Here is a 13,393-nt window from a genome sequence, read left to right as displayed (position 1 = left end):
GCCCCGGAGATGTCCGGGTCGCCGAACTCGTCGAGCAGCGGGCGCTGCTTGGTCTCCACCCCGGCGAACTTCTCCAGGCCCGTCAGGAGCGAGCGCACGCCCAGCCACAGGCGCAGCACCAGGAACGCGAAGGACGCGCCAAGCGCGTCGAGTTGGAAGGGAGTATTGGGGGAGTCTTCTTTCATCGGGTCGATTTGATGGTTTCTTCAGTAAGGGGGATGCTCAGTCCATTAGACGAGCTTAAGTCAGGTAAGCAGAGTTATTAGTAAGATCCAACTGTAACTGAATGGAACTGGGCTGAACCGCTCGGGTATAAGTCTAGGTCATTTCTAAGATTAGATACGTTTCAACAGCAATCTATCCCTTGAAAATTTCATTTATGAGATGGTGGTACTTCTCGTCCACTACATGGCGCTTGATCTTGAAGGTGTTAGTCATCTCGTCACCTACTTCAAAAGCTTTGTCGAGCAGCCGCAGATCGTGCAGGTGCTCGAATTTCTTGAATCCGTTATCTGAGGAGATGAGCCGTTTCGCTTCGTCTCGGATCATTCGAATAGCGTCTTGGCGGCTCGCAAGCCCTGCCAGCGTATCCTCCTTGATCCCGGCTGCTTCAAAGCCCTCGAGCGAAGGCACCACCAAAGCACCGAGGTGCTTGCGGTCCTGTCCGACAACCATGCATTGGTCCACGAGCGAAGATTCGCACAGCTTAGCCTCGATCGGGATCGGCTCCAAGTTTTCGCCATTGAGCAAAACGATGGTATCCTTGGACCGCCCCATTATCTTCAAGCAATCGTTAAAGGTGTACATCCCAATGTCACCGGTGTTGAACCAACCCTCTTTCAGCACACGAGCGGTTGCCTCCGGATTTTTGTAGTAACCCTTCATAACCTGCGGTCCCCGAAGATGGATTTCACCTTTGAGCCCCCGCCCCTCTCCTCGCCTGGAGGGGTCGGGATATAAAACGTCTCCCGTATTGAGATCGATAATACGAAGTTCGGTCTCTGGATAAAGAGGGCCAACGGTGCCAATCACCAGTCTCTCGAGCGTGCGAACCGCCGCTACTGGAGAAGTCTCTGTCAGACCATAACCCTCCTTTACGGGAATACCAATGTAGTTGAAGAACTCATCTACATGTGGTTGCAGCGCACCCCCGCCTGAGACGGTCCCTTTGAAGCTCCCACCCACTACCTGTCTCAATTTTTCCAATACAACCGCGTTCAATGCGACGTAGGGAGGAAGAAACAAAACAATCTTGAGAGCTCCCGTGAGTGCTTTCGTCGCTGTCTCGAAAAAACTACGCCCCTCGACATCCATTTCCTTGCGTTGGAAGAAGAATAGCGACCCCTTTACCATGCGAGAGCTGAAATAAGCTGCGCGGAACAGGCCACGACGAATCCAGTGCGAGTCGCTAACATTCTTCTTGATCTTGAGGTAGAGGTTTTCCCAAAGGCGCGGAGCGGAAGCCATGATCGTTGGCTTCACCGCCTTCAGATCGTCGCCGAGCGTGCGCAAGCTCGTGAAGTAGGTGCAACAGCCGTTGCTCACAGCTATCATATGGAAAATGCGTTCGTAACTGTGCCAGACAGGCAGGATCGAAAGCAGGCGATCGTCTGGTTCCAAAGGAAACGGGAGGTTCCGAACTTGGGATGCCATATTCGCATGCGTGAGTTGAACACCCTTTGGGGTGCCTGTCGTTCCCGAAGTGTAGATCAAGGTAAAGAGGTCGTCAGGACTTATTTGAGCCATGCGCTCCTCAATCAGTCGATTCCCTTGCGTCCGCAGTTCCTTGCCCCGCTCCACCATATCATAAAGTCCTAGGACTCCCCTCGCTGGCTCGGCCTTCGGATCCATCAAGATAAGGTGCTCTACATGGTCGAGCTTCGGCATGATGCGAATCACGCGCTCCAACAAACGAGCACTCTCTACGAAAGCAACTTTCGCATCGGAGTGTTGTAAGATGTATTCAATTTCTTGATTCGTAAGGTCCGTTCCACGGGGCACGTCGGCAGCTCCGCACATGAGAATGGCGTAGTCCGCGATGTTCCATTCGACGCGATTGTCAGCTAGTAGAGCTACATGGTCGCGAGCATTCACGCCGAGCTCGATCAAGGCCGAACCGAGGTAGAGTCCAAAATCATAGAGGTCTCTGTAGCTGACCGGCTGATAAACACCCTTGCGAATACGAGAGGCAAAAGCTGGCCGGTCGCCATAACGTTCCGCTGCTAAGCGGTACATTTCCGCTAGGTTGTCTGCTGCAATACCTTGAAACTTCATTCAGTCGTGGGATGGGGAGGGGCAACTATGAGTGGCGTCAGCTCCTTCCCGTTTCAAGCAAGAAGGATGGCTTATCGAGCCAGGAAGGAGGAGTTTCACATTTTCCCATTGCCACAGGCCAACACACAAGAGAAGCCTACCGATTCTCAGAAAAATTCACGCCATGCCAGTCCTCAGCGTTACAGAATTGACGATCAGTTTCAGCGGCCCCGCCGTGCTAGAAAATGCGAGCCTCCACATCGACCGCGGCGAGCGCGTCTGCGTGCTTGGCAGAAACGGTGCTGGAAAGTCCACACTGCTGAAAGTCATCTCCGGCGAGTACGGAGCGAACTCCGGCTCCATCACCTTTCCCGAGGGCGGGGTCGCCACTGCCCTGCCCCAAGAAATTCCTCAAGATCTCGACGCCTCCGTGCGCGAAATCGTGACTTCCGGCTTCGGCGCGGATGGCGACGCCCTCTTCGCTCTACACGCTGACCTTCCTCACGCGCATCTCGACCCAGAACGCCAATGGCAAATGGAGGCCAGCATCGAACAGACTCTAAAAGACCTCCAGCTCGACCCCGACGCACACTTCTCAACACTTTCCGGCGGACTCAAACGCCGCACCCTACTCGGAAAAGCACTCGTCTGCGAACCCAGCGTACTCATACTCGACGAGCCAACCAACCATCTCGACATTGAGTCCATCCTTTGGCTCGAAGACTTTCTGATCGGCAGCAAACTCACCCTACTCTTCGTCACCCACGACCGTTCCTTCCTCAAGCGACTCGCCACTCGTATCGTCGAGGTAGACCTCGCCCAGCTCAACAGCTTTCGTTGCGACTACGAAACCTACTTAAGCCGCAAAGAGGAACTTCTCGAGATCGAAGCTAAAAACCGAGCCGCCTTCGAAAAGAAGCTCTCCCAAGAGGAAGCGTGGCTTCGAAAAGGCATCAAAGCCCGCCGCACTCGCAACGAAGGCCGCGTGCTCGCTCTCAAGAAGATGCGCGACGAGCGAGCTTCTTGGAGAAACCGCTCCGGAGCAGCAAACTTCTCCCTCCAGCAAAGCAACAACTCCGGGGCCAAGGTCATCACCGTAAAGCAAGCCTCCGTATCCTACGGAGAAAAACAAGTTCTACAGCCTTTCGACGCCCAAATAATGCGCGGCGACCGCATCGGCGTCATTGGACCTAACGGCTCAGGCAAAACCACCTTGCTCAAGCTCTTGCTCGGAAAATTAGCTGCCACCACCGGCGAGGTCGAGCACGGCACCAAGCTCGAGATCGCCTACTTCGACCAGATGCGCGACCAGCTCGACTACGAAAAGACCGTTTTCGAAAACGTGGCCGACGGAAACGAAACCGTACCCGTCAACGGAAAGCAACGTCACGTCATGACCTACTTGCAAGACTTCCTCTTCACGCCAGACCGCGCCAGAGCTTCCATCAAAACGCTCTCCGGCGGCGAACGAAACCGACTTCTGCTCGCCCGCCTCTTTACTCAATCGGCCAACCTCCTCGTGCTCGATGAGCCGACCAACGATCTCGACGCGGAAACGCTTGAGCTCCTGGAAGAGCGCATCCTCGAGTTCGACGGCACTCTGATGCTCGTTAGCCACGACCGCGAATTCCTCGAAAACACAGTCACTTCTCTCTTCGTCGTGCAAACGGGCGGAGTCGTGACGGAGCACCACGGGGGCTACAACGATTGGCAAGCTCGCCGCAACCAACAAGCTGCCAACAAACAAGCAGCAGCAGCCAAAACCAGCCGTAGCAGCTGGAAAGAGAAGAAGCCAAAGTTTACCAACAAGCTGCGAAACGAACTCGAAGCCCTTCCCAAACGCATCGAGGAGCTGGAGGAACGCAAAGAAAAGCTTGTTAACGAACTCGCCGACCCCGCCACCTACCAGGATGGCGAATCGAAGATAATCGCCCTCAAGTCGGAAATGGGCGAAATCGAGTCCGAATTGGAAACCGCCTTCGAGCGATGGGAGGAATTAGAGACTCTTAAGGAGTCCCTTACCGACTCGACCTCATAGACGATAGCGCTCAGTGACTGGAGTATTCACTCCATCGATACCGGGCTGCGTCCTCTATTTGGGAAAAAACGTGGAGCCGATTAGCAGTCAATTTACGGCAAAACAGGACATTCCACTGGTCAGGGATTGAAATTATGGACGATAATAGAAACGTCACATTTGATAGCACGAACGTAGCGAGCCAAACCAACTTCAAAACTCGATGAACAAAGCGAAAAACTCCCGAAAAGGTTTCACCCTCATAGAACTTCTCATAGCCGTGGTGATTCTTGGCGTTCTCGCTTCCATCGCCGTCCCTCTCTTTAGCAACTACGTCCGTAACGCTCGAGCTGCGTCCTTCGCTAGTGACATTCGCATCCTCGCAAGCGCCGGATCACAATACGCTCTGGAATCTGGCTGGTGGGTACAGGACTCAGCTTCCGGCGTTTTCCCGCCAGAACTGGAGGGATACGTCTCGAAGAAGAAGTTCGAACTCGGCAGCCCTCTCGGGGGCAAGTGGGATTACGAGCAAGATGGAGTTGGTGACTTCACCTCAGCCGTGGGCGTCCACGCCCCAACTCACGGCGATGAAATCTTTGCTGTCGTCGACAAGCGAATCGACGACGGAGACCTCACTACTGGGCTATTTCAAAAGATCGACTCCGACCGCTTCTACTACGTCATCGAAGAATAGTTCTCTAGAACTGGCCCGTTCGCAGCAATACCAGCGTACAGGCTTCCTGAGTCTCAATACCTTCCCGCTCCAAAATAGAGCGAACTGAATCGTTCTCGGTGCCCGGATTGAAAATCACCCGACGTGGTCGAGCCTCTAATAAATCCTCGAGGACTGAATCCACTCGCGACGAACCGATATACAAGGTCACTGTATCCACTGGTTCCTGACACTTCCCCAGTTTATCAATAACCGAAACTCCTAAAATCTCTTCGCCCCTAGGAGCAACGAGAGCAAGTTCGTGACCTGTCTCCATCAGCAACTGCTGAGCCAAGTGCGCGTAACGCTCCGGTTTCGGGCTCGCTCCTAAAATAGCGACAACCGGCTTCATTCGCTCGATCCCTTGATCCGCGACTCGAACCAAGCAATCGCTGAGCTCGCGATCCTCCAGCTTCAAAGTCGAATCCAGCTCTAGGAGCGGCACCAATACAAACGCACGTTCGCAAATTCTCGGATGAGGAATCTGTAAATCCTTCTCGGTAACTTTTTCAAGGCCATAAAAGAGAATATCGATATCCAAGGTTCTTGGCCCCCAACGCTCGACACGAACCCTTTTGAGCTCTCTTTCTACCTCAAGACAAAGAGACAGTAGCTCTTCCGCAGCCAGAGTCGTGTCGAAGCGAGCCACCGCATTGACGAACCAGTCCTGCTCCACTCCCCCCACTGGATCGGTCTTATAGAAGGATGATAGTTCCATATGTTGGATACTATCTTCCTTGCTCAGCAAAGCCACCGCTCGTCGTATATTACCAACCTTGCAGCCCAGGTTTGATCCAAAACCAATGTAAACTCTATTCATCCCGCTCACGTCGAATCGTGACCCCCGCTGCTCGAAATTTCCCATCAATTGGGGCCTCTGGCTTTCGCACCGTAATCTTAGTCTCCTGCACCAAATCAAAATAGCTGAATATCTCTTCCGATAATTGTTCCGCATAGCACTCGATCAAGTCGCAGCGCGCTTCATCCATCAATTGCTCTGCCAGTGCGAAAACTTCCGCATAGCTCACAGTTTGTGCTAATATATCGCTTCGCCCTGCATTCCTTAAATCGACTCCTAGCTCCACATCGATGTAAAAGGTTTGGCCGTTGCGTTTCTCGTCCTCGAAAACGCCGATGTATCCAAAAAGCTCAACACCTTCCAAAAACACAGTATCCAATTTCTTACTCATTTAAGTCACCTCCTCGGTATATCAGATCCGCCAGACCCGCGGCACGAGCGTTTTCCGCCACATCGTGCACCCGAAAGAGCTCTACTCCCGCCGCGATTCCAGTAACAGTGGTGGCGATCGTCGGCTCCAATCTCAACTCCATTGGCAAGCCGGAGGGCTGTGCCGTTATCCGCTTTCTCGATGCTCCGAGCAGAAGAGGGAAACCGAAGGTCCGCAACACGTCCAAGCCTCTCAGGATCTCCAAATCATCCTGTCGAGTAGTCCCAAATCCAATACCTGGATCCAACACGATTGCTGCCTCCTTCACCCCAGCTTCAAAAGCTATTTCGAGTGAAGCTTCCCAGCTTGCACGAATCCGATCCAACACTGATCCGTCAATCAAGCCTTCACGCCCGTTTCGCATCAACACGACCCCAGCCTCGTGCTTGGCCGCCAACTCTGCAAGGCCAGGGGCGAGCAAGAACCCATTGACGTCATTGATTATATTCGCACCCGCCTCCAAAGCAGCCTCCGCCACACCAAACTTCGTCGTATCTACAGAAAGAATACAGTCACTGTTTCGGGAACGGATCTCTCGAATCACCGGCACGACCCGATCAATTTCTTCGGTTTCCGACACCGGCTCAAAGCCAGGACGGGTAGACTCTCCGCCTACGTCCACGATGCAAGCACCGGCAGCAAACATCGACTCAGCTCGGGCAACCGCAGCCGCAAGGCTCGAGTGCTCGCCTCCATCCGAGAAACTGTCCGGTGTCACGTTAAGAATTCCCATAAGTAGCGACTTCTCCCCCAGCTCTAGACGAGTTCCGCCCGCCAAACTCCAAACCAAACGTTTAATCATGACCTGAGAGCCCCTCTTCACGCTCTAGTTTTAGAAACGATTCCCTCAAGCCCGGCAACAGGGACTGAGAGTAGCGGACGCGCTGCCCCGAACTCGACTGAAAGCTCTCAGCCGAACAAGGTCCCGCTCCAGAGCTCGTCAAGAAAACCTCGGAAGCCGCAAGCAAATCTTCTTCGGTAAAACGTCCTTCCTCGAACGTCATCCCCAAGCTTCGAGATATTTCAATTACCTTTCGCCTGACTATTCCATTGAGTAACCCGCAATCCAAAGCAGGAGTCTTCAAGATTCCTTCCTGCACAAAGAAGAGGTTGGCCACCGCACATTCCGTTAGCTCGCCAAGCTCATTGCGAAAAACGCATTCGCTGAATCCCGCCGACTTCGCCCTATCCAGCTCTAGGACAGATTCCATGTAGTTCAAACTCTTGTTGCGACTTGTAAACGCCTGCGAGGCCTTTACTACCGCGGACATCACCAAACGGCTGGGCTCCGGTTCGATAGATGCACCCTTTGAGCGAATAAACATCGCTACCAATGGACGCTCACCATCGTCCGATATCACTATTTTGAATACGCCTTCGCTAACGCCTTCCACCTCAAACAGTCGCTTTGCTTGAGTTCTTAACGAAGTTTCATCAATGGAGACAGCTAAGCCAGCTCCATCCAATCCCTTCCGGAGACGCTGTAAGTGCTCTCCAAAAAAACAGGGAGACTTATCCAGAAATTTCATGGTTTCGAAAACGCCAAAACCAAACGCGAACCCCCGGCTCAGGAGCGATTGCGTGACTGAACCACCATCGACCAGCTCTCCATTTAGAAAGAGTTTACCCATCAAGACTGCCTCCTAAAGCGCTCACCATTGCCTCAGCCTTCAACAACGTTTCCTCATATTCACTCGCCGGATCACTGTCCCAAACGATACCTCCTCCAACTTGAAAAGACAATCGTCCGTCTGCAATCCGCAAAGTTCTAATCGCAATATTTAGGTCTACTTGTCCCGAGGCATCGAAATAGCCAATCGCTCCCGTGTAGATACCTCGATCCCCTCGCTCGAGCTCATCGATTACCTGCATCGCTCGAATCTTGGGAGCTCCCGTGATCGACCCACCGGGAAACATCGCTTTCACGCAATCGAGCGGACTTACTCCCGCCTCCAAAACTCCACTCACGTCAGCCGTTTGATGGATAACTGTTGCGTACCGTTCCAAACGAAAAAGTTCGTCGACCCTCACGCTACCCGGTTCGCAAACACGGCCCAAGTCGTTTCTCTCAAGGTCCACGATCATAAGCAATTCGGAACGATCCTTTTCGGACAGCTCAAGCTCCCGGGCATTGGCATCCGCCTCCTCCCTAGAACCTCCCGCCGAGCGCGTCCCCTTGATCGGACGCGTCGTTGCCTGTCGATTCTCAATCAACAAAAAGCGCTCGGGCGATGAAGATACGATTTGCTCGTCGCCAAAATCCAGATACGCTGCGTAAGGTGCGGGGCTTTTCTTAGCTAACCGCAAAAACAGTTCGAAGGCGCTGCCCGAACATTCGGCGGTAAAGCGCTGAGACAGGTTCACCTGATAGACATCGCCGCGACGAATCAGAGCTCGTACCGAATCGACTGCTTCCAAATAATCGGTCCGACTAAAATTCGACCTTAAAGATGTCTGCATAGCGAAGGATTCTATAACACTTTTCCCTTCCGAAAAAGCGACAGAGCAAAAAGCTTCCAGCTTATCGCTAATCTCCTCCTCCGAGGTGGTCAGCCAGGTTTCGCCTTTCTCGTGATCAAATACCAATGCCCCTTCGTACATCGAAAATCGAACATCAGCCGTCTCCCCGGAAGAGGGAGTGAGCTGTCTAGGCTCCAGGCAGCGGCCCGCATCGTACGAGAAATATCCGATCGGTCCTCCATAGAACGGCAGCCGTCCTGATTCCGCACTTCTCACGGTTGATAGCACATCCTCGATCGCCGCGAAACCTCGCGATGCAATCGTCCGTACAGGATTCGCCGCGAGAATGGAATAGCGTCCGAGTCCATAGGCTCGCAGACCGCTGTATAGTAATGCTACTCCGGGAAGCCCTACAACTCGCTCTGCAGCAGCCAGCGGATCGAATGGAACCTCTAGTTTTCTTTCCCTCATCGAGTCGCCTCCAACGCGTTTCTGAGCAAGGCCAAACCACCCTCCGTAAGATAGGCTTCAGGGTGAAACTGAACACCAAAAATTGGATACACCTTGTGCTGAAGCCCCATGATCTCACCCGATTCCGATCGGGCATTCACTTCCAAACTATCCGGCAGGCTGCCCTCTTCCACGATCAGAGAATGGTAGCGTGTCACATTTAAAGGATTCTCTAATCCATTAAATACCCCTTTCCCATCGTGCACCACCCTGCGAACTTTCCCATGCACCGGCACAGTGGCTTCGACAATTCTTCCTCCGAAGTAGGCGGCTATCGTTTGCATGCCCAAACATATCCCAAAGAAAGGGATCTCGCGATGGAAAGCATCCAACATTTCGATACACTTACCCGTATCAGCCGGTCCACCTGGCCCCGGCGATATTACGATGAGACGAGGAGCGAGCTTACGAACCTCAGCTCCATCAATCGCGTCATTGCGACGCACCACGACCTCTTCCCCCAGCATTCTCAGGTACTGTGAAAGGTTATAGGTAAAGGAATCGAAGTTATCGATGAGCAAAATCATCAGACTCAGCCGATTCGACTCTCCTCCACCAACGGCAACGCATCCCCATCGGAGCGAAGAAAGTGCAAGCTTTCATCATCCGTTAAGATCCGCCCGAAGAGAATCTGACGATCCAGTGCAGGCATCTCAACCCCTTCCAATTCCGTCCGGTCAAAGAACCGAAACTCCCCTTCCTCCATTCGAGGCGGCAGCGCCCGCAAAGGAACCCTTACTTGGTAAACGAACATCAACCAATGCCCCGTTTCTTCGTAGTCTTTTTCTGACAGGAGACATCTCAAGCCGAGGTCGCTCGCTCGCAAGCTTACGCCGACCTCTTCCGCAGCTTCGCGGATAGCGCACTCGTAGGGGGACTCGCCCGTCGGCATTTCCAGCTTTCCCCCGACAGCACACCAGAGACCGAGGTTGGGAGGTCGCTTGCGGCGAATCAGCAGCAAGCGGTCCGCTTCATCGCTGAAATACAGCAAGGTACCGATGCGAAACCTGCTGGCATGCTCTTTTGAACTGAACTGTGTTGCTGACACCAGCGGCATCCTGCGAAACGCCGCTGCGGCGACAATGCTTTTCTACTGTGAGCCAAATAGCCGAAAGCGCTGATCGGAACCTAAAAACGAGGCGAGCCACCTTCCGAAGCACCTATCACCGGAAGCCTCTCAAAACGCGACTTCACTTGAACTCTCTGTCCACTTGCAGCCGACTCCTCGCAAGCGAGCATGACATCGAAAACGTGGAAGGCCATTTCACCATTTGCCCGGTGCGGACGTTCGCTCCTGATCGCTGCGGCCATGTCGGCCAAGCCCAACGCCCGAGCCCCCTCGTAGTTGTGCTGCAAGGACAGCGACTCCCAGCTGCCACTTGACCTGCATACCCGAAGGTCTCCATCGAACCGATTCGGGTCCGGCAAGGACAAATTCCCCTCCGTTCCATACAGTGTCAGCATCGGAAGATCATGCTCGCCCTGCACGTCGAAACTGAAAAGGGCGCTCACCGTCGCCCCATTAGCGAACTCGAGAATGCTCACATTATGGGTAAGCGTCTCCACAGCAATCTGACTTCCCTCCAAAGGACCGCTGCCAACCGTCCGCTCCGCGAAGACCTGCTTGCCGGAGGAAACGACTGACACGACTGGCCCCATGAGGTTCGCCAAGGCCGTGAAGTAGTAAGGCGCCATGTCCAGCACCGGTCCGCCGCCCAGCTTGTAGTAGAATTCTGGATTCGGGTGCCAGCGCTCATGTCCCGCGCAGGCGAAGACTGCGGTGCCTCCAAATACCTTTCCAATAAAACCTTCGTCGACCAGCTTGCGAGCTGTCTGCAGTGGAGAGCTCAGAAAAGTATCAGGGGCGCATCCCACTCTTAGCCCCTTGGCCGTCGCGAGCTCGAGTACCTGCTTGCCCTCCTCGCGGTTGGTGGCGAATGGCTTTTCGCAATAGGCGTGCTTGCCAGCCTCCAAAATGCGCAGGTTGAGCGGAGCGTGGAATTGCGGGGTGGTCAAATTGAGTACGATATCCAATTCAGGATCGGCCAAAAGCTCATCCACCGACAAAGCCTGGGGAATGCCAAATTCCTCGGCACGAGCCTTCGCGAAGTCGAGGTTTAAGTCCGCGCAAGCGGCGATCTCAATCTCGCTGTAAAGATTAGCCCCTTTGAAATACTGAGGGCTAATGTTTCCACAACCAATGACTCCAATTTTGATGACTTCGCTCATGAGGAAATAATTTCAAGATTGCCCGCGCCTAGCCAGCGTAGTTTCGCTGTCCATATAGAGCAGTTCCCACCCGAACCATGGTGCTGCCTTCCGCGATCGCTTCCTCCATGTCGCCGCTCATCCCCATCGAAAGCTCTGGGAGGTCGACGCCGAACCGTTCGCCTAGAGCATCTCGACACTCCCGCAGGCTCGCGAAAGTCCTCAGAGCCACTTCCGGGTCGTCCGACACGGGGGCAATCGTCATCAGTCCATCCACCTTCAGGTTCGGGCAAGCCAGCGCCGCTTCGAGCAAGGCCGGCGCCTCTTCCAGCTCCACGCCCGACTTGGCAGGATCGCGGCCGGCGTTAACCTGCAAGAGTACCGAAAGGGTCCTTCCAGCCTCGCCAGCATAACGATCAAGGGCCTTCGCAATCTTCACACGATCTACCGTCTGAACCCGCGCGAAACTCTCCGCCACTTTCTTCGACTTGTTGCTCTGCAAAGGACCAATGAGCTCCCAACGAAGCTGGACATCCACATCACCCATCTTGCCCAGCGCCTCTTGCACTCGGTTTTCACCCACCGATCTCAATCCTGCCTCCCAAGCATAGCGAGCCACATCCACCGGATGGTTTTTCGTCACCGGCAGTAGCGTCACGGACTCGGGTTTCCTCCCCACTTTACGACACGCGGCAGCGATCTGCCCCATCACTTGGGCCAAATTAGCCTGAAAGTCCTCGAACGATATAAGCATTAAAAATCCTACTGTTTAGTATTGCCTTAATAAGCCTAGATTATAAACCTAGTAGAAAAAACCTCTCCCAAAATGCAAATAGACAACTTCAAGATCTTCGCCGACTTAGTCGAAACCAAAAGCTTTTCCAAGGCTGCCCGCCTCAATGGTGTGACACAGTCGGCCGTGAGCCAGCAGGCGAGATCGATGGAGAAGCATTTCGCAGCCCTACTCATCGACCGAAGCCAAAAGCAATTCCAGCTTACCCGCGAAGGCGAACGCGTCTACCAATCCGCCAAAGAAATTCTCCACGGCTACGAAAAGCTGCTCAGCGAGCTGATGGAAATGCGAAAAGTCATATCCGGCACCATTCGCATTTCCACCATCTACAGTATCGGCCTCCACGAGCTGCCACCTTACATTAAGAGTTTCCTCACCGAGTTTCCAAACGTGAACGTGCGTGTCGAGTACCGCCGTTCCAATCTCGTCTACGAAGACATCCTGCACAATTCAGTCGACTTCGGCCTCGTCGCATTCCCGCAGAAGAATCGCCAGATCGAGATAACCGACTTCCGCAAGGACCGGCTCATCACGATTTGCCATCCGAACAATCCCCTCGCTAAAGAAACGAGCCTGCAACTCGAGACCCTGGCCAAGCACAAGTTCATCAGCTTCGACCCCGACATCCCTACCCGCAAGGCCGTCGACCAGATCTTCAAGGACCAGAAGATCGAGATCGATCCGGTCATGGAGTTCGACAACATCGAGACCGTGAAGCGCGCCGTCGAGATCGACGCAGGCATCGCGATCGTGCCCAAGGCCACCGTCCTTCAGGAAATCAAGCAAGGCACGCTTTGCGCCATTCCCATCGAGGGCCCAGCCTTTGACCGGCCGCTCGGCATCCTGCATCGCAAGGGCCGCGTGCTCACGCCCGCGATGAAAAAGTTCATCGATATCCTCACCGGGCAAGACTTGCTCGGCGACTAATTCGCTAAACGTCACTCCACTCGAGAAAACCGGAAGGAGTTCGGGGCCGACGATAACCCCTAACGCCGGCCCCGGATTTGTCTGCTTCTGCCCATAAAGACAGTAGCGTCACTCCCTCAATCCCTGTTGCCAGGGACGGACCTACGAACAGCATCGCTTGCGCCAATAGCGAACGCACACAAAATATGGCTCAATCTAAGTCTTCTTTGAGCAAATACCCTAAAAGGCTGCCGCTCAAATCCGAGCAACCGCCTCTCAAATGTTTCCACTAAGTAGCGAGTATT

General features: G+C 53.9%; 14 protein-coding genes. 3 read left to right on the top strand and 11 right to left on the bottom strand.

The window, feature by feature from the left end; genetic code table 11:
* The coding region (locus QEH53_RS12835) for a hypothetical protein (protein WP_309023602.1) at positions 1-185 on the bottom strand (185 nt) is incomplete at its 3' end.
* Between the two features lie 172 nt (positions 186-357).
* Positions 358-2,274 (bottom strand): AMP-binding protein, encoded by a 1,917-nt coding sequence (locus QEH53_RS12830; protein ID WP_309023601.1) that lies wholly within the window; start codon positions 2,272-2,274, stop codon positions 358-360.
* Between the two features lie 163 nt (positions 2,275-2,437).
* Here QEH53_RS12830 and QEH53_RS12825 point away from each other — a divergent pair, with 163 nt between their 5' ends.
* Together QEH53_RS12825 and QEH53_RS12820 are read left to right on the top strand one after the other, a co-directional pair.
* Positions 2,438-4,291, top strand: a complete 1,854-nt coding sequence (locus tag QEH53_RS12825; protein WP_309023600.1) for an ATP-binding cassette domain-containing protein — start codon at positions 2,438-2,440, stop codon at positions 4,289-4,291.
* A 202-nt stretch (positions 4,292-4,493) separates the two neighbouring features.
* The gene (locus QEH53_RS12820) at positions 4,494-4,964 is read left to right on the top strand and encodes a type II secretion system protein (protein WP_309023599.1); all 471 of its coding nucleotides are present in this window, start codon (positions 4,494-4,496) and stop codon (positions 4,962-4,964) included.
* Positions 4,965-4,968: 4 nt separating this feature from the next.
* Here the strand turns inward: QEH53_RS12820 and folK are convergent, their stop codons facing one another.
* The 9 genes from folK to QEH53_RS12775 form a co-directional block, all read right to left on the bottom strand.
* Positions 4,969-5,802: a 2-amino-4-hydroxy-6-hydroxymethyldihydropteridine diphosphokinase gene (gene folK / locus QEH53_RS12815; RefSeq protein ID WP_309023598.1), complete on the bottom strand. Its 834-nt coding sequence runs from the start codon at positions 5,800-5,802 to the stop codon at positions 4,969-4,971.
* On the bottom strand, positions 5,795-6,172 hold the full coding sequence (gene folB / locus QEH53_RS12810; protein ID WP_309023597.1) for a dihydroneopterin aldolase: 378 nt from the start codon (positions 6,170-6,172) through the stop codon (positions 5,795-5,797). Before folB ends, folK begins: the two co-directional genes overlap by 8 nt.
* Entirely contained in the window at positions 6,165-7,013 is an 849-nt protein-coding gene (folP, locus tag QEH53_RS12805; protein ID WP_309023596.1) for a dihydropteroate synthase, read from the bottom strand. The genes folB and folP overlap by 8 nt, the downstream gene beginning before the upstream one ends.
* On the bottom strand, positions 7,006-7,842 hold the full coding sequence (locus QEH53_RS12800) for an aminotransferase class IV (RefSeq protein ID WP_309023595.1): 837 nt from the start codon (positions 7,840-7,842) through the stop codon (positions 7,006-7,008). The genes folP and QEH53_RS12800 overlap by 8 nt, the downstream gene beginning before the upstream one ends.
* A complete protein-coding gene (pabB, locus tag QEH53_RS12795) occupies positions 7,835-9,142 on the bottom strand; it encodes an aminodeoxychorismate synthase component I (protein WP_309023594.1) in 1,308 nt (435 codons plus the stop codon). Before pabB ends, QEH53_RS12800 begins: the two co-directional genes overlap by 8 nt.
* Positions 9,139-9,708: an aminodeoxychorismate/anthranilate synthase component II gene (locus tag QEH53_RS12790; RefSeq protein WP_309023593.1), complete on the bottom strand. Its 570-nt coding sequence runs from the start codon at positions 9,706-9,708 to the stop codon at positions 9,139-9,141. The genes pabB and QEH53_RS12790 overlap by 4 nt, the downstream gene beginning before the upstream one ends.
* Before the next feature lie 5 nt (positions 9,709-9,713).
* Entirely contained in the window at positions 9,714-10,229 is a 516-nt protein-coding gene (locus tag QEH53_RS12785) for an NUDIX domain-containing protein (RefSeq protein ID WP_309023592.1), read from the bottom strand.
* 80 nt (positions 10,230-10,309) lie between these two features.
* Positions 10,310-11,410, bottom strand: a complete 1,101-nt coding sequence (locus tag QEH53_RS12780; protein ID WP_309023591.1) for a Gfo/Idh/MocA family oxidoreductase — start codon at positions 11,408-11,410, stop codon at positions 10,310-10,312.
* Between the two features lie 28 nt (positions 11,411-11,438).
* Positions 11,439-12,143, bottom strand: coding sequence for a YggS family pyridoxal phosphate-dependent enzyme (locus QEH53_RS12775; RefSeq protein WP_309023590.1), 705 nt, complete (start codon positions 12,141-12,143; stop codon positions 11,439-11,441).
* 72 nt (positions 12,144-12,215) lie between these two features.
* Between QEH53_RS12775 and QEH53_RS12770 the strand changes: the two genes are divergently transcribed.
* Positions 12,216-13,109, top strand: a complete 894-nt coding sequence (locus tag QEH53_RS12770) for a LysR substrate-binding domain-containing protein (protein ID WP_309023589.1) — start codon at positions 12,216-12,218, stop codon at positions 13,107-13,109.
* The last annotated feature ends 284 nt before the right edge of the window (positions 13,110-13,393 follow it).

The organism is Pelagicoccus sp. SDUM812002, assembly GCF_031127835.1.
Taxonomy (GTDB): Bacteria; Verrucomicrobiota; Verrucomicrobiia; order Opitutales; family Opitutaceae; genus Pelagicoccus.
This window is presented reverse-complemented; position numbering and strand designations above follow the sequence as displayed.

Bases quoted from the DNA above. Each gene is read 5' to 3' on its own strand.
- pabB (WP_309023594.1), bottom strand. From the start codon at position 9,142: ATGAGGGAAAGAAAACTAGAGGTTCCATTCGATCCGCTGGCTGCTGCA.
- QEH53_RS12770 (WP_309023589.1), top strand. From the start codon at position 12,216: ATGCAAATAGACAACTTCAAGATCTTCGCCGACTTAGTCGAAACCAAA.
- QEH53_RS12830 (WP_309023601.1), bottom strand. From the start codon at position 2,274: ATGAAGTTTCAAGGTATTGCAGCAGACAACCTAGCGGAAATGTACCGC.
- QEH53_RS12780 (WP_309023591.1), bottom strand. From the start codon at position 11,410: ATGAGCGAAGTCATCAAAATTGGAGTCATTGGTTGTGGAAACATTAGC.
- QEH53_RS12775 (WP_309023590.1), bottom strand. From the start codon at position 12,143: ATGCTTATATCGTTCGAGGACTTTCAGGCTAATTTGGCCCAAGTGATG.
- QEH53_RS12800 (WP_309023595.1), bottom strand. From the start codon at position 7,842: ATGGGTAAACTCTTTCTAAATGGAGAGCTGGTCGATGGTGGTTCAGTC.
- folK (WP_309023598.1), bottom strand. From the start codon at position 5,802: ATGAATAGAGTTTACATTGGTTTTGGATCAAACCTGGGCTGCAAGGTT.
- folB (WP_309023597.1), bottom strand. From the start codon at position 6,172: ATGAGTAAGAAATTGGATACTGTGTTTTTGGAAGGTGTTGAGCTTTTT.
- folP (WP_309023596.1), bottom strand. From the start codon at position 7,013: ATGATTAAACGTTTGGTTTGGAGTTTGGCGGGCGGAACTCGTCTAGAG.
- QEH53_RS12790 (WP_309023593.1), bottom strand. From the start codon at position 9,708: ATGATTTTGCTCATCGATAACTTCGATTCCTTTACCTATAACCTTTCA.
- QEH53_RS12820 (WP_309023599.1), top strand. From the start codon at position 4,494: ATGAACAAAGCGAAAAACTCCCGAAAAGGTTTCACCCTCATAGAACTT.
- QEH53_RS12825 (WP_309023600.1), top strand. From the start codon at position 2,438: ATGCCAGTCCTCAGCGTTACAGAATTGACGATCAGTTTCAGCGGCCCC.